Source organism: Actinoallomurus acanthiterrae, from assembly GCF_054775715.1.
The window spans coordinates 7855221-7877159 of the sequence record NZ_BAAHCO010000001.1; the positions used below are offsets into that span (position 1 = coordinate 7855221).

At 69.3% G+C, this 21939-nt stretch carries 19 protein-coding genes, 4 tRNA genes and 1 pseudogene; 13 read left to right on the top strand and 11 right to left on the bottom strand.

Annotated elements, in window-relative coordinates:
- Positions 1-123: 123 nt before the first annotated feature.
- Both ACYVF7_RS37040 and ACYVF7_RS37045 read left to right on the top strand, forming a co-directional pair.
- Positions 124-300 carry a CopG family ribbon-helix-helix protein gene (locus tag ACYVF7_RS37040; RefSeq protein WP_460349896.1) on the top strand — a complete coding sequence of 59 codons (177 nt, stop codon included), beginning with the start codon at positions 124-126 and terminating at the stop codon, positions 298-300.
- Positions 278-1459, top strand: coding sequence for a site-specific integrase (locus tag ACYVF7_RS37045; protein WP_460349898.1), 1182 nt, complete (start codon positions 278-280; stop codon positions 1457-1459). The genes ACYVF7_RS37040 and ACYVF7_RS37045 overlap by 23 nt, the downstream gene beginning before the upstream one ends.
- 97 nt (positions 1460-1556) lie before the next feature.
- Here ACYVF7_RS37045 and ACYVF7_RS37050 read toward each other — a convergent pair.
- Both ACYVF7_RS37050 and ACYVF7_RS37055 read right to left on the bottom strand, forming a co-directional pair.
- Positions 1557-1628, bottom strand: a tRNA-Val gene (locus ACYVF7_RS37050).
- A gap of 63 nt (positions 1629-1691) precedes the next feature.
- Positions 1692-2060, bottom strand: a complete 369-nt coding sequence (locus ACYVF7_RS37055) for a TIGR02611 family protein (protein WP_460349900.1) — start codon at positions 2058-2060, stop codon at positions 1692-1694.
- Between the two features lie 204 nt (positions 2061-2264).
- Between ACYVF7_RS37055 and ACYVF7_RS37060 the strand changes: the two genes are divergently transcribed.
- Entirely contained in the window at positions 2265-2684 is a 420-nt protein-coding gene (locus tag ACYVF7_RS37060; RefSeq protein ID WP_433187722.1) for an SsgA family sporulation/cell division regulator, read from the top strand.
- Between the two features lie 86 nt (positions 2685-2770).
- Here ACYVF7_RS37060 and ACYVF7_RS37065 read toward each other — a convergent pair whose 3' ends face one another.
- Positions 2771-3637, bottom strand: a complete 867-nt coding sequence (locus ACYVF7_RS37065) for an aminotransferase class IV (RefSeq protein WP_460349902.1) — start codon at positions 3635-3637, stop codon at positions 2771-2773.
- 331 nt (positions 3638-3968) lie between these two features.
- On the opposite strand from ACYVF7_RS37065, the gene ACYVF7_RS37070 reads away from it, so the two are divergent.
- On the top strand, positions 3969-5735 hold the full coding sequence (locus ACYVF7_RS37070; RefSeq protein ID WP_460349904.1) for a protein kinase domain-containing protein: 1767 nt from the start codon (positions 3969-3971) through the stop codon (positions 5733-5735).
- Positions 5736-5967: 232 nt separating this feature from the next.
- On the opposite strand, the gene ACYVF7_RS37075 is transcribed toward ACYVF7_RS37070, so the two are convergent.
- The 5 genes from ACYVF7_RS37075 to ACYVF7_RS37095 all read right to left on the bottom strand — a co-directional run bounded on the left by ACYVF7_RS37075 (position 5968) and on the right by ACYVF7_RS37095 (position 13494).
- Positions 5968-8169 (bottom strand): DUF3488 and transglutaminase-like domain-containing protein, encoded by a 2202-nt coding sequence (locus ACYVF7_RS37075; RefSeq protein WP_460349906.1) that lies wholly within the window; start codon positions 8167-8169, stop codon positions 5968-5970.
- Positions 8166-9293, bottom strand: a complete 1128-nt coding sequence (locus ACYVF7_RS37080) for a DUF58 domain-containing protein (protein ID WP_460349908.1) — start codon at positions 9291-9293, stop codon at positions 8166-8168. The genes ACYVF7_RS37075 and ACYVF7_RS37080 overlap by 4 nt, the downstream gene beginning before the upstream one ends.
- A gap of 2 nt (positions 9294-9295) precedes the next feature.
- A complete protein-coding gene (locus ACYVF7_RS37085; RefSeq protein WP_460349910.1) occupies positions 9296-10297 on the bottom strand; it encodes an AAA family ATPase in 1002 nt (333 codons plus the stop codon).
- Complete coding sequence (locus ACYVF7_RS37090) at positions 10285-12399, bottom strand: fibronectin type III domain-containing protein (RefSeq protein ID WP_460349912.1); 2115 nt, start codon at positions 12397-12399, stop codon at positions 10285-10287. The genes ACYVF7_RS37085 and ACYVF7_RS37090 overlap by 13 nt, the downstream gene beginning before the upstream one ends.
- Before the next feature lie 375 nt (positions 12400-12774).
- Complete coding sequence (locus ACYVF7_RS37095) at positions 12775-13494, bottom strand: ArsR/SmtB family transcription factor (RefSeq protein WP_460349914.1); 720 nt, start codon at positions 13492-13494, stop codon at positions 12775-12777.
- Between the two features lie 139 nt (positions 13495-13633).
- On the opposite strand from ACYVF7_RS37095, the gene ACYVF7_RS37100 reads away from it, so the two are divergent.
- The 3 genes from ACYVF7_RS37100 to ACYVF7_RS37110 all read left to right on the top strand — a co-directional run bounded on the left by ACYVF7_RS37100 (position 13634) and on the right by ACYVF7_RS37110 (position 13901).
- Positions 13634-13706, top strand: a tRNA-Gly gene (locus tag ACYVF7_RS37100).
- Positions 13707-13732: 26 nt separating this feature from the next.
- Positions 13733-13803 (top strand) — tRNA-Cys (locus ACYVF7_RS37105).
- A gap of 23 nt (positions 13804-13826) precedes the next feature.
- Positions 13827-13901, top strand: a tRNA-Val gene (locus ACYVF7_RS37110).
- A 50-nt stretch (positions 13902-13951) separates the two neighbouring features.
- Here the strand turns inward: ACYVF7_RS37110 and ACYVF7_RS37115 are convergent.
- The 3 genes from ACYVF7_RS37115 to ACYVF7_RS37125 form a co-directional block, all read right to left on the bottom strand.
- Positions 13952-15223 (bottom strand): tyrosine-type recombinase/integrase, encoded by a 1272-nt coding sequence (locus ACYVF7_RS37115; RefSeq protein ID WP_460349916.1) that lies wholly within the window; start codon positions 15221-15223, stop codon positions 13952-13954.
- A 33-nt stretch (positions 15224-15256) separates the two neighbouring features.
- Positions 15257-15472, bottom strand: coding sequence for a helix-turn-helix domain-containing protein (locus ACYVF7_RS37120; protein ID WP_460349918.1), 216 nt, complete (start codon positions 15470-15472; stop codon positions 15257-15259).
- Between the two features lie 277 nt (positions 15473-15749).
- Positions 15750-16739 carry a DNA-methyltransferase gene (locus ACYVF7_RS37125; protein ID WP_460349920.1) on the bottom strand — a complete coding sequence of 330 codons (990 nt, stop codon included), beginning with the start codon at positions 16737-16739 and terminating at the stop codon, positions 15750-15752.
- A 640-nt stretch (positions 16740-17379) separates the two neighbouring features.
- Between ACYVF7_RS37125 and ACYVF7_RS37130 the strand changes: the two genes are divergently transcribed.
- From ACYVF7_RS37130 to ACYVF7_RS37155, 6 genes and pseudogenes are all read left to right on the top strand, one after another.
- The gene (locus ACYVF7_RS37130; protein WP_460349922.1) at positions 17380-17712 is read left to right on the top strand and encodes a pilin; all 333 of its coding nucleotides are present in this window, start codon (positions 17380-17382) and stop codon (positions 17710-17712) included.
- Positions 17713-17993: 281 nt separating this feature from the next.
- Complete coding sequence (locus ACYVF7_RS37135; protein ID WP_460349924.1) at positions 17994-19256, top strand: hypothetical protein; 1263 nt, start codon at positions 17994-17996, stop codon at positions 19254-19256.
- Between the two features lie 18 nt (positions 19257-19274).
- The gene (locus ACYVF7_RS37140) at positions 19275-20264 is read left to right on the top strand and encodes a PrgI family protein (RefSeq protein ID WP_460349926.1); all 990 of its coding nucleotides are present in this window, start codon (positions 19275-19277) and stop codon (positions 20262-20264) included.
- Positions 20261-20875 (top strand): hypothetical protein, encoded by a 615-nt coding sequence (locus tag ACYVF7_RS37145; RefSeq protein WP_460349928.1) that lies wholly within the window; start codon positions 20261-20263, stop codon positions 20873-20875. The genes ACYVF7_RS37140 and ACYVF7_RS37145 overlap by 4 nt, the downstream gene beginning before the upstream one ends.
- A 119-nt stretch (positions 20876-20994) precedes the next feature.
- Positions 20995-21581 (top strand): annotated as a pseudogene (locus ACYVF7_RS37150) (transposase); the annotation flags it as partial.
- 7 nt (positions 21582-21588) lie between these two features.
- On the top strand, positions 21589-21711 hold the full coding sequence (locus tag ACYVF7_RS37155; protein ID WP_460358652.1) for a hypothetical protein: 123 nt from the start codon (positions 21589-21591) through the stop codon (positions 21709-21711).
- Positions 21712-21939: the final 228 nt, after the last annotated feature.

Below are 21939 nucleotides of genomic sequence, written 5' to 3' on the forward strand. Positions count from 1 at the left end.
ACATGCCTCGGGGCGCGCCCCGGCAGGGAAAGTCCCGAGGCCACGCCTCTTGATAACCGCATCGACGCGAGCGCGCTCTTCGGTCACACGCACAACCCCGATCGACAAGAGAGGACGCTCTACATGACAGGCGACAAGACCACGCTTCCACCCGTACGGGTCGATGCGGCGTTCAAGGAACGCCTCGCGGCATACGCCGCATCGCAGGAGCGCGACGTGTCGTGGGTCATCAGGAAGGCGATCAAGGAATACCTCGACAGACACGAGGAGGGATCCCTTGGCAAAGATCCTGATCGGTAAGTACGAAGCGACCATCTATCCGGAAGGACGCGGATTCACTGGCGCTCTCTCACTCGGCTTCGGCCCTGACGGGAGGCGCCGCCGCATCAAGAGGAAGGGCAAGACCAAGACCGAGGTCAAGACGAAGCTGATCGAGGTCGTCAACGACCTCGAATCCGGCATCGACGGTTCCGCGAACTACACCGTCCGAGACGCCGTCGAGGACTGGCTCACGAAGGGACTCAAGGACCGAGATCCAGGGACGATCACCACGAACCGCATCCTCGCCGAGAAGCACGTGATCCCACTGATCGGTGAGGCGAAGCTCAAGGACCTGCGCGCGGACGACGTCGACGAGTGGCTCGACGGCCTCACGAAGACGCTGTCGACGCGCAGCCTCCAGGGCGTTCACTCGATCCTCAAGCGGGCCATCCGGCAGGCTCAGGCCCGTAACAAGGTGCTGAGGAACGTCGCCGAACTGGTCACCACGCCGAAGGGCAAGGCCGGACGTCCGAGCAGGGCTCTGACACTCGCTCAGGCCACGGCCGTACTGGAGAAGTCCAAAGCCTCTCCGCTCCACGCCTACGTCGTGCTCAGCCTCATGACCGGCGTCCGGACCGAAGAGGCACGGGCGCTCCGCTGGGATCACGTCGTGGCGTGGGTCGACGACCGAACCGGCTGGGGCCCGGTGACCGAGGCCGGCTTCGATCACAAGCGGTTCGCCATCTACGTATGGCGTTCCGTACGGGCGCACGGCGACACCAAGACGGAAGAGTCACGCCGAACGCTCGAACTGCCCGAAGAGGTCGCCCAAGCGCTCCGCCTCCACCACAAGCGCCAAGCGGCACAACGACTCAAAGCAGGAAAGGACTGGCAGGATCACGGCCTCGTCTTCTGTACCCGCACCGGCGCTCCTCTGGACGCCGGCAACGTCCGGCGGGCGTTCCGCGGGATCACCAGGAAGGCAAAGATCGGGGAGAAGTGGACTCCCCGCGAACTCCGTCACTCGTTCGTGTCGATCATGAGTGACAACGGCGTGCCCATCGAGACGATCGCCGATCTCGTCGGGCACGCGGGCACGGCGGTGACCGAGAAGGTGTACCGGCACCAGCTCAAGCCGGTCATCACCAAGGGTGCCGAAACGATGAACACCATCTTCAGTCAGCACAAGTCCGCGTGAGACTGGCTCCCCGTTTGGCTCCCCGACCAGGGTTGAAGATTGAAAAAGGGCTCCGGAGTTATCTCCGAAACCCTCTCTGACCTGCTCTCACACTGGGTGGGCGATACTGGGTTCGAACCAGTGACCTCTTCGGTGTGAACGAAGCGCTCTCCCACTGAGCTAATCGCCCCAGGCGGCTCAACCGCTGCCAGCACAGACTAGCGCATCCCCACCCCTCTCCGCGCATCGACGATCAGACGCGCCACGGCAGGTTTAGACCGAAGGCCTGGAGGTAGGCCACGATCACGGCGGCGATGATGACGCCGGCGCAGATGGCCAGGAGCTGGTTCCGGCGTCGGACTTTGGGGTCGAGGGCCTTCTCCTTCGCTTTGCTCGCGGTTTGCTTCGCGGAGGTGAGGGCACGTTGCGCCCAGGCGAACTCGGTCGCCAGGATGGCAAAGCCTACGAAGATCGCTGCCCATCCCGGTCCCGGCAGTACGAGCATGGCGACGCCTGCCACGAGGACCGAGACTCCCACGGTGAACACGGCCAGACGCCACACGTTGTTGAGGAGCCGACGCTCGCGGATGCGCTCGCGCCAGGCCTTCAGGGTCTCCTTCACGCTATCGACCATAGATCACCTCGCTTCCGCGCAGGTCAGAGCGGGTATGACTCCGGTGAGGTAGGTCACATGACGTACGGGGGGCGGAATGTTCTTAGGACTTTTGGCAGTTACCCGTCACAGAGCCAGGGGGACACCCGTTGGAGGGAGCGAGGTCCTCACCGAGAAACCCGCGACGCGGGACTGACGCCTGAAGGATGACCGATGAACAGCAGCACCACTGCCTCCGCCGAGGTCGGCCTTCGGCTCATCGTCCCGGATAAAACAATCATCCCATTGCTCGCGACCTGGGACTACTCCGCTGATGATCCTTATGCCGTCCGTGTGGCGTTCCATGTTGGAAACGACGCACCGGTGGAGTGGATCTTTGCTCGTGAGCTGTTGACCGTCGGAATTGTGCGCAAGGTCGGCAGGGGTGACGTGCGGGTGTGGCCGGCGGATAAGGACGGCGAACGAATCTTGAACTTGACGTTGTCGTCGCCGTTCGGCCGGGCGCACTTCGAGGTCCCGCTGACCCCCCTCACGGGCTTCCTGGACCGGACCTATGAGATCGTTCCGGCCGGCCGTGAAGCTGACTTCATCGACATCGAAGCGGAGCTCGACGACCTCCTCTGGCACACCTGAACACCCCCGCACGGACCGTACGGCCCCGCACCAGGCGCCTCCCAGCGCTGGCCCACACCCATGGCGCGGGGCCGTACGCCTGTCTGTCACGGGTCGAGGTCGGCGGCACCTCGCTCGGCGAAGACCTCCATGGCCTTGCGGGTGACCGATCCGGGCGCGGCGGGGAAGACTTTGCCGTCGACGGCGCGGATCGGCTGGATGTCGCGGGTGGTGGAGGTCAGGAACGCCTCGTCCGCGGCGGTGAACTCCTCCAGCGGCAGGTCCTCCTCCTCGCCTCCGAACCATTCCAGCACGAGCGCCCGGGTCACCCCGGCGAGGCAGCCGGAGGACAGCGGCGGGGTGGTCAGGCGCCCGCCGCGGACGATGAAGACGTTGGAGCCGGTGCCCTCGCAGAGGTTCCCGGCCAGGTTGCCGAAGATCGCCTCTGCCCCGCCGCGCTGGTGGGCGTAGTCGAGGGCCTTGGCGTTGTCGCCGTACGAGGTCGTCTTGAGGCCGGACAGGGCGCCGCGCTCGTTGCGGGGCCACGGCACTACGGAGACGTCGGCGGTCGACGGGAAGGGCTTCTGCTCGGCGACGGCGACGATGGCGGTGGCGCCCTCTGAGCCGCGGTCGGAGCCGAGAGGGCCGGCGCCGCTGGTGTACGTGATCCGGATCCGGGCGAGGTCCCAGGACGGCGCGGTGGCGAGCAGGGCGAGCGTGCCCCGGCGGATGGCGTCGAGATCGGGCTCGGGCAGGCCGAGACCGGCCGCGGAGACGGCGAGCCTCCGGAGATGACGGGTCAGCGCGAACGCCTGGCCCCGTACGGCCTTGACCGTCTCGAACACGCCGTCGCCGACGAGGATGCCGTGATCGAACACTGACACCCGCGCGTTCTCCGGGGCGTACAGTTCTCCATTGATCCAGACCGGGACGTTCCCGGTCTGTGGGCTGATCTCGACCACTGTGAAAGCCACCTCTCCAGACCGGGCCCTGGCCCGGTCATCCCTGCGCCACCGGAGCCGGCGGCCCCGGCCGATGGCCCCACACTACGACCCGCCGCTGCGCGATTCGAGTCAATACCCGCCGTCGCCCGGCATGCGCCGGAAGGCGCGAGTTCGTACCAAGACGGGGAAACCGGGAACGCTCGCGGGCGTCCCGACGTCGATGGTCACGGCGGTACGGCCCGTTGCCGCCGGAAGACCTCGCGAGTGAACACGGCTCACTCGATGAGCGGACGGAAACAGGCATTACCATCGACACGAGACTTCCCCGCATCCCCAGCCGCCCCGACGAAGAAGAGACCGAATGATCGACCAGGTGCCCGGCTACCGCATCCTGGAGCGGGTCGGTGAAGGCGGGTTCAGCGTCGTCTATCGCGCCCAGCAGGAGCGCCTGGATCGCGTGGTCGCCCTGAAGGTGCTGTCCGTGGACGCCGTCGACGCCGACACGATGCGCCGGTTCGAGAGGGAATGTCAGATCACCGGGCGGCTCACCGGCCACCCCAACGTCGTCACCGTCCTGGACACCGGGATGACGAGCGGCGGACGGCCGTTCATCGCGATGGACTACTTCCAGCGCGGGTCCCTGCGGGACCGGCTGTCACGGGAGGGTCCGCTCCCTCTGCAGGACGTCCTGCGGGCGGGCGTGAAGATCGCCGGCGCGCTGGCGGCGACGCACGAGGAAGGCGTGCTGCACCGTGATGTCAAGCCGCAGAACATCCTCGTGTCCAAGTACGGCGAGCCCGCGCTCGCCGACTTCGGGATCGCCCGGCTGACCGGCTCGTCGGAGGCCACGCACACCACCGCGTTCACGCCCCACCACGCCGCGCCGGAAGTGGTCAACGGCGACCAGCCGGGTGAGACCGCGGACGTCTATTCGCTGGCCTCGACGATGTACCAGCTCCTCGCGGGCAGCCCGGCCTTCAAGGCCGGCTCGGCCGCCGGGATCGGCGCCCTGATGATGCGGATCCTCAACGAGCCGCCGCCCCAGATCGCGCGTCCGGACGTCCCGCACCAGGTCTATGACGTCATCGCCAAGGCGATGGCGAAGACCCCGCCACAGCGCTACGCCGACGCGGTCGCGTTCGCGACGCGGTTGCAGCAACTGCAGGCCGAGCTCGGGTTGCCGGTGACGGAGCTGGCCGGCAGCGACTCGGTCACCGGGCCGCCGCCCACGCCCACCCCGTACATCCCGGAAACGGATCACTCCGGCCTGACCGGGCCCGGCTTCGAACTGCTGGCCCAGCAGTACGGTCCGCCGCACCTGCCGGCCGTACATCCGGACGCCCCGGCACCGGGCACCTCGGCACCGGCCACGGGACCCGGCCGTCCTGGCGCCGCGGCGGCCCCACCATCCGCGGCCTCCTCGTCGCCCCCGGCCACGTCGAAGCCCGCTCCGCCCCGGACCCCGAACTCGGGACCGGCTCCGACCGCGAGCTCCGGTCCGGCCCGGGGACCGGCGGCGCGGCCGACGGCGGCGTCGCCGATGCCCGGGCCGCACTTTCGCGAGGCCACCCCCCAGACACTTCCGAAGACCGCCGAGCAGCCCGATCCGTTCCCTCCGCGCACGGAGGATCGGAAGAGCCGGCAGGGCGCCGTCGTCGCCGGGGTGCTCGCCGCCGTGGTCCTGGGGGCGGGGGTCGGCATCGGCGGGTTCCTGCTGCTCGGCAGTGGCGAGAAGAAGCACGACGCATCGCCGACGGCGTCGACGTCGACTCCTCCGCCGACGGCCGGTTCGTCCGCTCCGGTCCCGGTTCCGGCCGGGGTGATTCGTGCGGCGAAGCCACGTGACCTGCGTGCTCTCGACAAGGGCCAGATCGTCACGTTGCGCTGGAAACTCGCCAAGGGCAACGACTACCCGATCTGGGTCCAGCAGTCCGACGGTTCGCCGGAGAAGTCCGCCCCGCAGGCCTTGGCGCCGCACGCGACGACCGTGACGCTGTCCGGCCTCGACGCCCGGAAGGGATACTGCTTCACGGTCGGCGCGCTGGTCGCCATCGGGCAGGGCGACGGGCAGCCCGCGACGATCGCGTGGTCCGCTCCGAAGTGCATCCGCAACGCCACCGCGCAGTGACGGCCGACCACCGGCTCTGACGCGTCGTGACGGCGCTCCGCGCGGAGCGCGACGCTCGACGCGGGTACGACGTGCGGGACGCGCAGCTCTCGGCGCGGAGCGCGGTACTCGGCGCAGGCGCGACTCTCGGACGCTCGGCAGAAGCGCAGGCGCGACGCTCGGCGCGGACGGCACTCTTCGCGGGCGCGAAGGACCGCGGGGGGCGGTTCGCTGCAAACGCCGCCGGCCGGGTTCAGCGTGGGCTCAGGGAGCGGGGGTGCAGTCGGCGGCCGAGGCGTCGGAGCGGGCCGGTGGTGCGCCGGACCAGGCGGGTGATCTCGGTGGCATGTTCCCAGGCGGCCTGGGCGGCGGCGGGCGCGGGCGGTGTCGCGGCGTACTCGGAACGGTTTACCAGGTCGGCGAGGGGGCGCAGGTGGGGTTCGGCCCCGGCGACCCGTTCCGCACCATACTCGGCGATCTCGTGGGCGGCCAGCGTCGACGTGGCGGGCAGGCCGACCGCCCGCAGTTCCTCGCGGGTCTGTTCCCAGGCGCCGGTGATCCGCGCGGCGGGCGTGTCGCCGCGGCGCCTGCGGCGTCGCCGGAGCACCGGGACGGTCAGCACGCCGAGGACGTACAGCGCCGGCAGTGCCGGGCTCGCGGCGAGGACGTACACCCACCACGGCGTCGACGCGGCCGCGGGCGCTCGCCGGGGCGGTGTCGTGGGCGGGGACGCGCCCTGGCCGTTGCCGGTTCCGCCGCCTTTCTTCCGGGCCGCGGCGTTCTTCTGCGCCGCCTCGAGTTTCTGTTGCGTCTCCCCTGCCGGCACCCCGTCGGACTTGCCCGAGGTACCGGTCTGTTCGGGCGTGGGGAAGAACGGCACCCAGCCGAGGCCGGCGAAGTCCACTTCGGGCCAGACGAGCACGTCGCCGGAGCGGACCTGCCAGGCTCCGTTGCCGCCGATACCGGGCCGGAAGCCGACGACGATCCGGGTCGGCAGCCCGAGCGAGCGCGCGAGGACGGCGTACGCGGTGGCGAACTGTTCGGAGGTGCCGCGCTTGGACCGGGCGAGGAAGTAGCGCAGCTGCGCGTACGTGTGGCCGGGCAGGCCGGTCACGTCGTACTTGGCCGCGGTCCGCAGGTAGTCCGCGAGCCCCGCGGCGCGCTGGAACGCCGTGTCCTGGTCCTTGGTGATCTGCTCGGCGAGCTTGCGGAACTCGGGCACCTGGGCGGTCTTCGCGGTGGTCCCGGGCGACTCGGGCAGGGCGGTGGCGGCCTGGGCCTCGGCGTCCCGGGCGGGTTCGGCCGCGGCGAGCCGGTCGGGGTCGTAGTCGCGCACCATCGAGGTCACCGTGTACGCCTGGCCGGAGCGCAGCGGCTGCCCCGCGGTCAGCACTCCGCTGATGGGGTCGGTCGTCACGGCGAGGCCCTCGATGGACCAGGGGCGGTCGGCGGCGGGCACCCACACGCCCGGCAGGTCCTGGATGGCGAAGCGCTGCACGACGCGCGTACGGCGGACGTGGTCGTCGTCCGGGATGCGGCTGCCCGCAGGGACGAACCGCGCGCCGGAGGTCCAGGTAACGCCGTCGAAGCGGTCGAGGACGGCGAGCCGCCAGTCCTCGGGCGCGCCGGCGTGGACGGTGAACATCTGCTGGTCCGGGGTCTGCAGCCAGGCCGACACCCGGTCGAGGGGGCTGATGCTGTCGCGCTGCTGCGGCGGCGGGGCCTTGACGGTCGCCCGCGGATCGTACGCCTCGCCCTTCATGGGAAGGTACGGTCCGACCGCCGCGGCCAGCAGGCCCAGCGCGGCCGCCGCCGGGACTCCGGTGAGCAGCCACAGGGGCCGCCCGCCGCTCCGTACGATCGTGAGCGCGCCGACGAGCCCGACGAGGGCGGCGGTGACGGGAAGGTTGGAGCCCGGACCGCCCACGCCGAGCAGCAGGGCGACACAGAAGACGGCGACCGAGGGCAGCGCGGGCGCGGCCTTCGTCTCCGTGCGCAGGGTGAGCTCGGCGCCCGCGAAGCCCGCCAGCCAGAGGAGCACGTGCGGCAGGACGAGGAGCTCGGGCCGCCCGGGGGCGGGCAGCAGCGAGGTGAGCGTGCCCTTCCACGAGTCGCGGAGCGCGCCGCCGATCACCGTGAAGTCGCCGTGGAAGAGGGTCAGGCCGGCCACGAGCGTCCAGGCTGCGGCGGTGGCCACGATCGAGATCCACAGGGGCCAGGTGCGGCGGCGCGGCCAGGACGCCAGGGCCGCGAGCAGGACGGGCGTGACGGCCGCGACCGTGATGACGGGCACCAGGTCGCCGAGCGCGAAGACCCGGTGGAACGCCATTCCGCCGGTCGCGGAGAGGGCCACGACGATGATGAGCGCGGTGATGAGCCGTACCCGCAGGCCGGGGCCGCGCACGGGCGTGGGCGTGTCGTCTGTCCGCGGTTCCGCGGGGGCCGTCGTCGTCATCGCGCGGCGCCCTTCCAGGCCGCGCGCAGCTCCTCCAGGTCGGAGATCTCGATGAGCGCGACGCCGGGCAGGCCCGGGCCCGGCGCCTCGGGGCGGATCCGGACGCACACCACGCGGTCGAACCGGCGGCGCAGCGCCCCCGCCCCCGAGATGTCGCCACGACCGCCGGTGACGAGCACCAGCGCCCCGCCCGCCCGTACGCGGCGGGCCACTTCGACCGCGGCGTGCGCCACGTCCGTACGGGACAGGCGCGCCAGCCGGTCGAGAATGGCCTCGACGTCGTGGGCGCCGCCCCGGGTCTCCACGAGCGGCCCCTCGCCGGTGAGGACGCGGACCGGGAAGTTCATGCGTGCCGCGCCGGCGGCGACGGACGCCGCCGCGTCGATGGCGAGCTCGAAGTCGTCCGGGTCGGTGTAGGCGGCGGCGCCGGTGTCGACGACGATCGTCGTCTGGGGCATGCTCGCGTCGACGAGCTGGCGGACCATCAGCGTGCCGGTGCGGGCGCTGGAGCGCCAGTGGATGTGGCGCAGGTCGTCGCCGACGACGTACTCGCGCAGCGCGTGGAAGGTCACCGTGCCCGCCGGCGCGGTGTCCGACGTGGGCCCTTCCAGGTGGTGGTTGCGCCCGGAAGGCAGGAGCGGCAGCGGGATCGTCTTCGGGCGGACCAGGAACGTCCGCGGCTCGCCGTACTCCCGGACCCGGCGGGCGAGCCCGAACGGATCGGCGCGGACCAGCCGCAGCGGCCCCACCGGGATCTCCCCACGCCGTTCCGTGGGCAGCCGGTAGTCGATCGTCTCGGTCGCGCCGGGCCGCAGCACGGGCACCCGTACCTCGATCCGCCCGTCGCCGCACGCGTCGTACGCCCGCATCCCCGCCCGGCGTGCCCGGCCGGTGTTGGTGACGTGCAGGACGCCGTTGGCCGGCTCGCCGCGCGCCACCCGCAGCGGCGTGATCTCCCGCTCGACGGTGAGCCTCGGCTGTGGGAACGTCCACAGCAGCGCCACCACGACGGCGAGGAGGCCGCCGACCGCGAGGGCGACCGGTTCGGGGTAGCCCAGGAGGGCACCGGCGGCGTACAGCACCGCCGACGCCGCGGCGACCCCCCAGCCGACCGGCGTGAGCACCCTCAGACCCCGGCGGACTGCGGCACCGGGATCCGGGACAGGGCCTCGGCGACCAGTTCCGGAGCGGTACGGCCACGCAGCTCGGCCTCGGGCGTGAGCATGAGCCGGTGCGCGATCACATGGGCGGCGAGGGTCTTGACGTCCTCGGGGACGACGAAGGACCGGCCGGCGGCCGCCGCCCGCACGCGTACGGCGCGCAGCAGCGCCAGGCTCGCCCGGGGGCTCGCGCCGAGACGGATGTCGGGATGGTGACGGGTCACCGCGACGATCTGGACCAGGTAGTCGTACAGCTGCGGCGCGACGTGGATCCGGGACGCGAAGTCGATCATGTTCTTGACGTCGTCGCGGCCGGCGACCTTCGGCAGCTGGTCGATCAGCGGCCCGCTCGGCGTCCCGGCCAGCACGGCGACCTCCGAGGCGTGGTCGGGGTACCCCATCGAGATCTTCATGAGGAACCGGTCGAGCTGCGCCTCCGGCAGCGGGTACGTGCCGTCCATGTCGACCGGGTTCTGCGTCGCGATCACCATGAACGGCCGCGGCACCGGATGCGGCCGGCCGTCCACGGTCACCCGCCGCTCCTCCATGACCTCCAGCAGCGCCGACTGGGTCTTCGGCGAGCCGCGGTTGATCTCGTCGGCGACGACGATGTTCGCGAAGATCGGGCCAGGGTGGAACTCGAACTGGCTGTTGGACTGGTTGAAGATCGAGACGCCGGTGACGTCCGACGGCAGCAGGTCGGGCGTGAACTGAATCCGCGTCCAGCGCGCGTCCACACTCGCCGCCACAGCGCGCGCGAGGGTCGTCTTGCCGACCCCCGGCACGTCCTCCAGCAGCAGGTGACCCTCGCTGAGCAGGCACAGCAGGGCGAGCTCGACGTTCTCCCGCTTGCCGCGGATGACGCGCTCGATGTTGCCCGCGAGCGCGCCGAACAGCTGCGCGAACCGCCCTGCCAGTGCCTCCGCGTCAGGCGCCCCGTACGCCTCCGCCGTCATCAGCCGGCACACTCCCAGATGGTCGGCCCGGCCAGCTCCTGCCACGGGCTGTGCGGCGTGTTCGGCAGGTAGCCGATCATGTAGCCGACGTGCCCGTTGTGATTGACGTGGTCGTACAGCTTGCCGCTGAAGGCCGCCTTGCCGTTCGGGTGGTTGTACTGGGCGCCGATCTTCTGGCAGTCCACCTGCACCGTCTGGGTGTTGGCGTTCTTGACCGCCTCGACCTCCGTGCCGCCCGGCGACGCCTGAGCCCAGATGTAGCTGGTGTCGGTCGCGTTGCCGCCGTTGTGGATGCCGTACGTCCGAACCGGGCCCGCGAGCGTCTTGGTCGCGCTGCCGGACTTGCCGCCGGCGCCGTTGGAGGCAGTCACGTTGATGGTGTACGAGCCGTTCTTCCAGATGCTCGGGATCGTCACGGACGTGCCGGAGAAGTTGTCCTTGGTGAAGGTCTTCGGGCCGGTCACCTGGACCTTGTAGGTGACGCCCTTGGCGTTCGGCGGGGCCTGCCAGCTCACCTGCGCGCCCTGCGCGGTGCCGGTGCCCGTGATGCCGCTCGGCGCGTCCGGCTGCGTGCAGGACAGGGTCGGGTCGGTGTACTCGGACTGGATCTCCGACTGGTGGTCGCCGTTCTTGTACTGCGCCGCCACCGCGAACACATACTCCTGGCCACAGGTGCCGCCCTTGGCGGTGAACGTGTAGTCCGGCCCGTCCGCGGAGATCCGCGCCGGCGTCGCGGTCAGGCCGGCCGGCACGACGAGCCGGTAGCCGGTCGCCGTCCCGCCCCCGCCGGGCTGGAAGTCGATCTTTATGCTCCCGTCGGACTGCGGTGTCGCCCGCAGGTTGGTCGGCTGGTTCGGCGGCGTCACCTTCGGCGGGTCCGGCTTGTGCTTCGGCGGGGTGATCGGCAGCTTCGGCAGCCTCGGGTGCACGGGCAGCTTGGGCGTCGGCAGACCCTCGTCCCCGCCGCCGGCCTTCGGGATCGGGTTCTCGGCGCCGCCGGGCACGTCACCGGTGTACTTCTGGATCGGCTTGTGGGCGCCGGAACCGTCGACGACGACCGCCTTCGGGCTGTTCGGATTGTTCACCCACAGCAGGCCGTCCTTGACGAACGCGTCCAGCGGGCCCGGCTTGCCGGTGACCGGCACCTGGGGGTCCATCCGGTTGGTCGCGGCGTCGTACACGACGAGATTGCCCGAGCTCTGGTCCGGGATGTAGACCTTCTGGCCCAGCACCTGAGGTGTCTGCAGGTCGTGGTTCGGCAACTGAAGCGCGACGCTACTGAGCGAGCCGCTGCCCGAGTTGAGCACGATGAGCGACTTGCCGGCCAGCATGGGCACCAGCTGCCCGTCCGTGCTCGTCGGCGCGTGCACCTTGTACTTGCCGACCTGAGACACGATCGAGGGCAGCTTCACCTTCACCTGCACGCCGTTCGCGCCGAGGATGAGGCTCTCGGCCGTGGTGAAGTCGGTGACGACGGCGGTTCCGCCAGCGACGGTGAGTTGCAGGTCGTCGCCGGCCCGGCCGACGCCGACGGGCTGCCCGGGACGGCCGCCCTGCACGTTCGCCGCCTGCCCGTTGGCCGTCGTCGGCACCCACAGGGTCGCCTTGGCGTCGATGGCGGCCGCGCCCAGCGGCCCGGTCAGGCTGATCGGGTCGCCCTGGGTGGCCAGCGTCATCGGGTCCAGGCGCTGCACGCTGCCCTTCTGATCGAGCGCGTACGCCGACCCAGACCCTGAGACCACCTGCATATTGGCCGCGCCCCGGTAGGCGACGCCTTGGACGACGTTGAGGTGCGCCGGGTCGACACGGCTGACGACGCCGGTCGTCTCGTCGATGATCAGGACGACGCCGCCCTGCTGGACCACCTTCATCTTGTGGCCCGCCGTACCCGACAACGTCACCTTGCCGTCGACCTTGCCCGACAGGCCGTTGACGTGAACGACCTCGCCCTTCTTCGACGAGGTCAGCCAGCCTCCCACGTCGGCGAGGTGGTACTTGGCGCTGGCCATGCCCACGCCGAACACGACGGCGGCCACGCACAACACTCCGACCGCACCGATCGCGATCAGCCCGGTCAGCCGATCACGACGGAAGAATCTACGCTCCCCGCTCACCGCTTTGTCACCTCTCCGCGCCCATACGTCGCTAGGGCGCATGCGACACCTTAATGTGTCCAGGCCCCTCAAACATCGTGAGTGCCAGATATCGGACGCAGCCACGTGACCAGTGGTTCAACCGTTCCCACGGACACCCACGTACGCCGAGCCGCCGAACGCCGCGTACACCGAGCCCTCGAACGCCGCACTCACCGCACCGAGAGAGACGCCAGAGCGGCGGCCGGCGCGGACTCTGCCGGGGCGGACCCGCCCGGAGCCCACCCGTAGTCGGCCCGTAGTCGGCCCGCCGGGAGCCGGCCCGCATGGGGCCGACCCGCCCGGAGCCGACCTGCTTGGGGCCAGCCCGGAGCCGACCCGTCCTGAGCGGGCGGCTCAGCCGAGGACGCAGCCGAACACGTCGGCCAGGCGGCCACGCCCCTTCTCCGTCACGAACAGAGCCCGCCGCGCCGACCCGCGTTCGAACCAGCCGTCCTCGATGAGCCGGGCGGTGAGCGCCGCACCGAGCGCGCCGTTCAGATGCGGACGGCGCTCGGTCCAGTCGAGGCAGTGCCCGGCGAACCTCCGGCGCGCCCGTCGGATCGCGCCCACGTCGATGCCGATCGACTCGAGCTGCCGCTCCCCCTTGTCGGTCACCTCGTACGCGGCGTTCGCCGGATCGTCGTACGAGGGGTCGACGACCTCGAGGAGATCGCGGCTCAACATCGCCTCGAACAGCGCGGAACCGGCCCGGCCGGCCAGGTGGTCGTAGCACGTACGGGCCTCTTGCAGGGCGCGCGCCTGCCGCGACTGACGGAGACTGCGCACCTCGACGTCGGGGCTGATCCGGCTGATCGCCTCGATCACGGCGGCCACCTCGGCACCCTTCAGGCGGTAGTAGCGGTGCCGCCCCTGACGTACGACGGTGACGAGATCACCGTCGAGCAGCTTGGCCAGGTGAGAACTCGCCGTCGCCGCGCTGACCCCCGCCGTCCTGGCCAGCTCCCCCGCGGACAGCGGACGCCCGTCGAGGAGAGCCGTCAACATGGAGGCGCGGGTCCGGTCCGCCAGCAGGGCCGCCACCGGCGCGATGTCCGAGTCGTACGGTGCTCGCATGCTTCGACCGTACGCCCGGCACATTTCGACGACCGTCGAAGGATCGACCCGACGCCGCCAGGGGCAATCGAGTTGGGGGTTGGGCCGAGTATCCGCTAGTGTTTAGCCCGTTGCCGGAGGGGGGACGCCCCACCGACACGCGGACGTGGCTCAGTTGGTAGAGCATCACCTTGCCAAGGTGAGGGTCGCGGGTTCGAATCCCGTCGTCCGCTCGGAGAGGCCCCTCAAGGCCTCACTCGGTGGAGTGGCCGAGAGGCGAGGCAACGGCCTGCAAAGCCGTGTACACGGGTTCAAATCCCGTCTCCACCTCTGAAGCACACTCTGCTTCGCGAGGGCGATTAGCTCAGTGGGAGAGCGCTACCTTGACACGGTAGAGGTCACTGGTTCAATCCCAGTATCGCCCACCACTTAAAGGTGCAGGTCAGAGGCCCTGTCCCCCATCAGCGGGGATGGGGTCTCATGCTGTATCTGGAGATATTTTGGAGATCATCTTCGGTTGAGCGCTACCGCTCGTCTCCACTCCCCCGTTCCGTCCCTCACAGGTCATGCTCTCGCGTAGTTTGGGCGGGACGATGGCGATGAGCCGTTGGCGCTCCGCTTCGGCCAGCTGGGCGACCGAGGACTCCCAGCGAGCCTGTAGCACGTTCAGCGTACGCCGCTTCATCTCTGGCGTGAGGTGTTCGTACACGTCGGCCATGCCCGGAAGCCGGTGTCCCAGCCGGGCCGCGCGGCCGATGTCGGAGATCCCGTCGTCGGACAGCCAGGTGCGGTGGCTGTGCCGGCCTTCGTGGAAGGTGAAGCCGGTCAGGATCGATGAGACCCGCTTTTCCGGGTCCCGGTTCTCTGGGTCGCCGTCCCAGGCCGGGCGCCAGAACCGGCGGGTGAAGTTCCCGCGGCGCAGGACGGCACCGCGTGCCCCGGCGAACACGCGGGCGCGGGGACAGTCCTCCAGCAGCGCCTCGTACAGGATGGCCAGGAACGGCGGGAGCTGGATCCAGCGTCTGCTGGCCGGGCTCTTGGGCCTGGGAGCTTCCTCGATCTGACCGCGGGCCTCGCGGATCGGTCGCCGAACCGGGATCTGGTGGTTGACCTGGTCGTACTGGCCGGGCTTTTGGGAGATGAGCTCGGACCAGCGGGCGCCGGTGTAGCCGTTCATCAGCGTCAGGACGAATCCCTGGAAGCCGGCCAGGTCGTACATGCGCAGCGCGGCGCGCAGGAACTGCACCGGTGTGGCCACCTGGCGCTCGGTCTCGTAGTCGCCGGTGGTGACCCGGATGCCGTGACAGGGGCTGACCGGGATCTTCCTGGCCCGTACAGCCGCGTTCATGATGGTGGAGAAGAGCGCGAAGATCGAGGCGACGGTCGGCTCTGCCAGCTCGTCGTGGAGTTCGTTGACCCAGCCCTGGATCTCGAGGTGGTTGTTGAAGATCACGATCAGTGGCCACCCCTCCCACTGAGGGAGGATGTGATTCTTCAGGTAGGACCGGTACTTGGCCTCGGTGTTGATCGCCAGCCGGGTCGTCTTGATCCACTGTTCGCAGAAGTCCCCGAACGGCGTTTCGGCGTCGTCCGGGTCGATCCAGGTATGGCGCTTGATCTGCCCTTCCTGCTCCCTCCCCCATTCCACGGCGGCGTTTTTGGTCTCGAACCCGGGTTCTGATGCCCAGGTGCCGTCGGGTTTCTTGTAACGGGCGCGCCATTTCTTTCCGCACCTTTCGGCGTAAGCCATCTGTTCTTCCTCCTACTGTCTCCGAGCGCGGAGTCACGTCGGTCTGCGGACCGCTCGTCGCCCTCGAGTCACGGGCTCTTTGCAACCGGACTCCACGATCCGACGGAGATCGTCGTCGCTGAAGCGCAGATGCTTGCCGAGGAACGTGCAGGGAATCAGTCGCGCCGCAGCCTTCTTCCGCAGCCACGACTCCGGAACCTTTAGCAGCTCTGCCGCTTCAGCCGGCGTGTACAGCTGGGGCGCACTCATCGCGCTGTCCCCACCCCATGACCGACGTCTCCACTCTGCGCGGCCGGCGGCTCAGGTGAATCGAGAGCTAGAGCGTATACGTCTCTTCGCTGCTCGCGGGATTCTTTTGCGCCAGTCAGATGGCAGCTCTTTTGTGGCCGGTTTGGAGCAATCCTTGGCGACCGGATACGCCAGACTGAAATCCGAAGCGTTACCGCTTTGGCGAACGAGTGCCGTGCCGCGCCGGCCGCGCGGCATGCCGCGGCGATAGGAAGCATGCGCCCGGGTATATGCCGTCTCATCGCCTGCCGCCGTTTCCATCCCCCACGTCGAGCCGGAGTCGCTGCGCGGCCATGCGGCATAGCGTCTGTGTCTCCTCGACGCCGACGAAGGAGCGCCCGAGGAGTCGAGCAGCCAACCCGGTGATGGCGGTGCCGGCGAACATGTCCAGCACGGTGCCGCGTGGCCGGCACCCGGCGGCAATACAGGACAGCGGCACCTCGATCGGCAGCCTGTCCCGATCGGATCGTGCCGGAACTACCCAGACGTCTGCCGGATGGCTGCCGCCCCAATGTGCCGCGGCACCTTGCGATTCGCCCTCTGCTGCCGTCCCGTACTGGCCCCGGCAGCTGCCGACGGCACGCACGCTGTTGCCGCTGCCGTGCCGCCCGGAGCGCCACCTCGCGTGCCGAGTCTGGTCGGCGGCATCAGGCCGTCCGGCATCGTTCGGCTGGCACAAGAGGCGGTTGTCGAAGTGGTAGCGCTGCTGTTTGACCAGCAGAAAGATCAGCTCGTAGCTGGTGACGAACCGATCTTCGGGAAACGGACCGGATTGGGTGGTGGGGTGGTGGCAGACGATGGAGTTGCGGATGATCCAGCCGTCGTCGTGGAGCGCGAATGCGAGTTGCCAGGGCAGGCCGATAAGCGACGAGGCGGGGAGGCCGGTCATCGCTGGATCGGGGAGGGCGCGGCGATGCTTACCCTGCGAGGCGCCGGCCCAGCCGGTCTGGATCGCGTACTGATCGCTGATGGCGATCCATGCGGTCCCTTCGTCAGCGAGCACGCGGTGGACCTCGGCAAAGACACGGCGCAGTGCCGCGATGTACAGGGTGGCCGTGGGCCGATGCCCGTAGGTGGGCGAGGCGTGGGTCTGGATGTCGCCGGGTGTCCACGGTGGTGGGCTGGTCACGATGCAGTCGACCGAGCCGTCCGCCAGTTCCGCCAGGACTTCCCGGGCGTCCCCGAGGTACAGTGTCGCCGTTTTATCGTGCCAGTAGGGTTCGCGCACCGGATCGGTCCTTCCTGTGAGCCCCGGCGGTGGTCCGTTCGGACGTGATTGTCGGTAGGGGCCTCATAGGAACCTCATACGAACGGCAATGACCTGGGCTTCATGCCGCAGGCGCCTGCCGCTCGGCTTCACAACGGCACGGCATTTCGACACCGCACTGCCCCCGATGCCGCATGCGCTCCGTGGCGTAATGCCGCGACGGCACCGTGACGGTGCCGGCACGCGCGGCACCTCGGGGCGGCACGCCGACGATGGCGCTGGCGGCACCTGGCTGCTGCCGTATGCCGCCTCGGTCGGCATCCGCGCTGAGCGTGAGGCCGTCGGCAGTCGTCTCGGCGTACCGAACTCAACTTGGTGTGCCGGTGGGCGAGGTTCAGGCGGTCATCGCATATGAGGTTCTGAGGATCTTCACACGAGTCGTCGGCCGAACTACGCCGTCTGAGGTTCCTCTGCGCAGGTGTGGCGCCATGGGGACGCCGGGGCCCTGGGCTCCAGGCCGCTCGGACCGACCGGACGGGAACGGTCGCGTACGTCTGCCCCGTCCGTGGCCCGACCGGAAGGGAGGTGAGATCCCCCGCCGGTCGGTCCGTTCAGCGGATCGCGCCCGGGGCCCCGGCCACATCTGATGAGGAGGTGGCCGATGCGTTCGAAAATCTCATGCGCCGCCATGGTCGCCGTCGTAGTGCTGGTGGTGTTCGCCACACCGGAGGCCTTCGCTTACGCCGGGGTCGCGGCACCGCCGAAGGACCTGAACACGGTGATCAACAACATCACCAAGTGGCTGGTAGGTCTGCTGGTCGCACTGGCGACCTTGTTCTTGACGGTCGGCGGTGTCCGGTACCTGCTAGCCGGCGGTGACCCCGGTGAGGTCAACCGGGCCAAGGAGACCTTGAAGTACGCCGCGATCGGTTACGGCGTCGCCGTGCTCGCCCCGCTCCTGGTCAGCATTCTCAAAGGCTTCGTGGGCGGTTGATCACCATGCCGCGAGCTCTTCCCGCCCTCACCGCAGTCGGCCTGGCTATAGCCGTCCTAGCTCTCGCAGGTCTGGCAGCGTCCCCATCTCACGCGGTCGGCCAAACGCCCGTACACGCCGCTGCGACGCGGGTGCCCACGTCGGTGCCATCGCACGCGTCGCCGTCATCATCACGGTCGACAGCATCGCCGTCACCCAGTACGACGCCCTTCAGCACACCGACGACCGCGCCGAGTACTCCTCCGGCGGGGCAGGGCTCGGGCGGGTGTGGCTGGTTCGACGTGCCGTGCAAGGTCAAGCAGGCGATCAATAACTGGTTTAAGGACCTGGTCAAGTCCGCGATCAATCCGGTGTTCGGCATGCTCGGCAAGAGCCTGCTGGCCACTCCGCAGCTGGATGAGATGGGCCGGGTCCAGGACCTGTGGACCGGGTCTTTGGTGGTCGCCAACGCCTGCTTCGTGCTGCTGGTGGTGATCGGCGGGCTGACCTTGATGGGACGCCAGACGCTTCAGAGCTCCTACACGGTCAAGGACATCGCGCCGCGACTTGTGATCGGCATGGTGGCCGCGAACGTGAGCCTGTTGCTGGTCGGCAAGGCCATCGGCCTCGCCAATTCACTGTCGGTCGCGCTGCTGGGCCAAGGTGTGGATCCGGCCCAGGCAGCCGGGCAGTTGCAGAAGATCGTCGTCCACGCGATCAATCCCACCGACGTGGGGATCTTCATCGTGCTGGTGGTGATCTGGGCGGTGCTGCTCGGCACGGTCCTGACCTTCATCTACGTGGTCCGGGTCATGCTCACGATCCTGCTGATCGCCGCGGCTCCCCTCGCCTTGGCCTGCCATGCCCTCCCGCAGACCGAAGGGATAGCGAAGCTGTGGTGGCGCGCGTTCGCCGGTGTGCTGGCGGTCCAGATCGCCCAGGCGCTGGTGTTCATCGTCGCGATGAAGGTCGCGTTGACCACCGACATGGTCACCTGGTTCGGCGTCCGTACCCCCGGCGATCAGGTCGATCTGTGGATCACCGTCTGCCTGCTGTACATCCTGGTTCGGATCCCGTCCTGGATCTCGCGGTGGATCTGGCAAGGCGGGCTGTCGCGGAGTCCGCTCGTGCGCGCGGCCAAGACGATCGCCATGATCGTGCTGTTCCGCGGCATGTTCGCCAAAGCCGGTGCCGCCAAGCCCGGCACCGCCACGTCATCACCGCGCTCGGTGCCTCCGGGCGGCACGTCGCCGCGGGCGCTGCCGCCCGGGCCTACCCAGCCTCCGCCGCCGACCCCGCCGCCAGAGCCTCAACCACAGCCGCGGTGGGCGCACCCAGACCAGCGGTGGATGCCACCGGATCCGGATTGGTACGCCCGGGTTCACCACGGGCGCCCCGACCCCGACAGCGTCGCTGAGCAGCAGCGGTGGGGCCATCCGGATACGACCTGGCGGCCGCCGCACACCGGCGACTGGCGCAAGCCGCCTCCCCCGCCGCCCAAGCGGACGCCTCCCCGCCCGCCGTATCAGCCGGATCCCAACCGGCCGTGGAAGCGACCGAACTAGAGCCGAGGTGACCAGGTCATGTCCGATAACTACAGCGTCCGGATTCCCGCCGACGTCGAGCGTGAGGACCGGATCCTCGCCGGCCTGACGGCGCGGCAGGTGGCGATCCTGGCCGGCGCTGCGGCGGTGCTATGGCTGGCCTACACCGCCACCCGGCAGCTGCTGCCGCTTCCGGTCTTCGCAGTGATCGCTTTCCCCTTCGGGGCAATCACGGCCGTCCTGGCCCTCGGTCGGCGCGACGGGGTGTCGCTGGACCGCCTGATGCTGGCGGCGATCCGGCAACGCCGTTCACCACGCAAGCTCGTGCTTGCACCTGAAGACGTGACCGCGCCTCCGGCATGGGTGGATGCCGGACGGCCGGTGGCGCTTCCGGCCCCATTGCGGCTGCCGGCCGACGCGATCTCCGTCGACGGGGTGATCGACCTAGGCGCCGACGGCGCCGCCGTGGTTTGCATAGCCTCCACGGTCAGCTTCGCGCTGCGCACCCACGAGGAGCAGGCGGCGCTGATCGGGGTGTTCGGCCGGTGGCTGAACTCCCTGTCCACCGGCCCAGTGCAAATCGTGGTGCGGGCTGAACCGGTCGATGTGGATCCGCTGATCAAGGGCCTGCGTCGTCGCGCGATGGCGTTGCCGCACCCGGAGTTGGAACAGGCGGCGTTCGAACACGCCGATTTCCTGGTCGACCTGGCGCGGCAGCGGGACCTGCTGCGCCGTCGCGTACTAGTCGTGCTGCGCGAGCCCCGCCATGGCGGCACCAGAAGCCTTGGTCCCGGCAGCCGGCGCCCGGTGCAGCGTCCGGCCTGGGATGGTGGGTCCGCTCAGCGAGTCCTGCGCCGCGCCGAGGAAGCCGCCAGAGCGCTCGCCGGCGCCGGAATCACGATGCAGGTCTTGCCCGGCGATCAGGCCGCCGCAGTGCTCGCAGCGTGCTGCAACCCCTGGCGCACCACCGTTTCGTCCGGGCGGGCGGCGCCATCGGACGTGATCACCTCGACCGGAGGTTCCGTATGAGTCTGCTCTCGGCCATTCGCACCCACCGGCGTCATGGCGCCGCAATCGGTCCGGTCGCGGGTTCTGTCGGTCCGGACGCGGTCGAGGTCGGTGCCCGTACGCTCACTCTGGCCGATGGAATGTGCGCCTCGTTCTCCATCACCGGCTATCCCTCCGAGGTCGGTCCTGGCTGGCTCGAGCCCTTGCTGACCTACCCAGGCCGGGTCGAGGTCGCCGTGCACATTGAGCCCACCCCGCCGACCGTCGCGGCCGACCGGTTGCGCCGCCAGCTCGCCCGGCTGGAATCCTCCGCCCGCTCGGACGCCGAACACGGCCGCTTGGAGGACTTCCAAGCCTCCGCAGCCGCCGATGACGCCCGCGGTTTGGCCGCCGCACTCGCCCGCGGGCAGACCAAGCTGTTCCGGGTCGGCCTGTACTTCACCGTCCACGCCCCCGACGCCGAGGCACTGGAAGCGGAATGCTCCCAGGTCCGGGCCCTGGCGTCCTCACTACTGCTGGACGCCGCCCCCGCTACCTTTCGCACACTCCAGGGCCTCACGACGACGCTCCCGCTCGGGGTCGACAGCCTGAACACCCGGCCCCCACCATCGACGGGCGCCAGTTGTCTTTAGGAAACAGCCCTCCCGTGAAGCTTATTCGGGGGTGTCTCTCTGCAGGTGTGTAAGGAGAGGGTCTGAAGGAGAGCATGTGACAGGCGGGGAGCCACCGGTCACTTCGGGGGAGCACAGGGATGTCCCTGATCGAAGGTGTCGCAGACCCAACATCGACTACGGAAAGTGACAGATCATCTACGGTGAGGGACGTGGAGAAACGCCCGCAGCGGGAGCTGATCGATGACCGGCGGCTGGACGAACTGCTGGCACGCTCTCGTGATGAGGCGGGCGGGCTGCGGCTGACCGGCGAGGGCTCGATGCTGGGTGAGCTGGTCAAGGCCGTGCGGGAACGGGCCCTGGAGACCGAGCTGACCGCGCTCTGGCTATGACAAGCACGCCAGCGCCGGTGACAACTCCGGCAATTCCCGCAACGTAACGATCCGCAAGGACGGCGCAGACCGGGGTCGGGCCGGTCCAGCTGGCGGTGCCCCGGGACCGGGTCGGCACGTTCACCCCGGTGCTGGTGCCCAAACGCGCCGGGCGGGTGGCCGGCGGCCTGGATGACATGGTCATCAGCCTTTACGCGCACGGCATGACGGTCCGTGACATCGTCCATCACCTGGCCCAGGTCTATGGCACCGAACTGTCGGCCGAGATGGTCTCCCGCATCACCGAGCAGGTGATGGAGGAGGTCAAGACCTGGCAGAGGCGGCCTTTGGACCCGGTCCGGCATGACCGACCCCGAACAAGTCGTCGCCCACCTCGTCGACGCCGCCAACGCCGGCGGCCGACAACATCACCTGCATCCTCGCGCCGACGTCATCGACCTCAACAACCAAGAAGCCGGTCCATAGCGCCGCAAACGGTCTGCCCAAAACGTGGCATGCGACACCCCCGGTGCGAACCGCGGTCGCGGCTCTCTTCCCGGATCATAGTAATTACGACGTTTCAAGGATTACCGCTGACGCCTCGATACCGGTGCTCAGCGAATTCCGGATTTGCTCATTCAGCGCTCATGATCACGCGGATTTGCTCGCTTATTTCCGGATCCTACACTGCTGTAGGATCCGGATGATCACGAG

Coding starts and splice junctions, on each gene's coding strand:
- ACYVF7_RS37140 (WP_460349926.1), top strand. CDS start 19,275: ATGTCCGATAACTACAGCGTCCGGATTCCCGCCGACGTCGAGCGTGAG.
- ACYVF7_RS37095 (WP_460349914.1), bottom strand. CDS start 13,494: ATGCGAGCACCGTACGACTCGGACATCGCGCCGGTGGCGGCCCTGCTG.
- ACYVF7_RS37060 (WP_433187722.1), top strand. CDS start 2,265: ATGAACAGCAGCACCACTGCCTCCGCCGAGGTCGGCCTTCGGCTCATC.
- ACYVF7_RS37155 (WP_460358652.1), top strand. CDS start 21,589: ATGACCGACCCCGAACAAGTCGTCGCCCACCTCGTCGACGCCGCCAAC.
- ACYVF7_RS37120 (WP_460349918.1), bottom strand. CDS start 15,472: ATGAGTGCGCCCCAGCTGTACACGCCGGCTGAAGCGGCAGAGCTGCTA.
- ACYVF7_RS37115 (WP_460349916.1), bottom strand. CDS start 15,223: ATGGCTTACGCCGAAAGGTGCGGAAAGAAATGGCGCGCCCGTTACAAG.
- ACYVF7_RS37070 (WP_460349904.1), top strand. CDS start 3,969: ATGATCGACCAGGTGCCCGGCTACCGCATCCTGGAGCGGGTCGGTGAA.
- ACYVF7_RS37040 (WP_460349896.1), top strand. CDS start 124: ATGACAGGCGACAAGACCACGCTTCCACCCGTACGGGTCGATGCGGCG.
- ACYVF7_RS37075 (WP_460349906.1), bottom strand. CDS start 8,169: ATGACGACGACGGCCCCCGCGGAACCGCGGACAGACGACACGCCCACG.
- ACYVF7_RS37145 (WP_460349928.1), top strand. CDS start 20,261: ATGAGTCTGCTCTCGGCCATTCGCACCCACCGGCGTCATGGCGCCGCA.
- ACYVF7_RS37130 (WP_460349922.1), top strand. CDS start 17,380: ATGCGTTCGAAAATCTCATGCGCCGCCATGGTCGCCGTCGTAGTGCTG.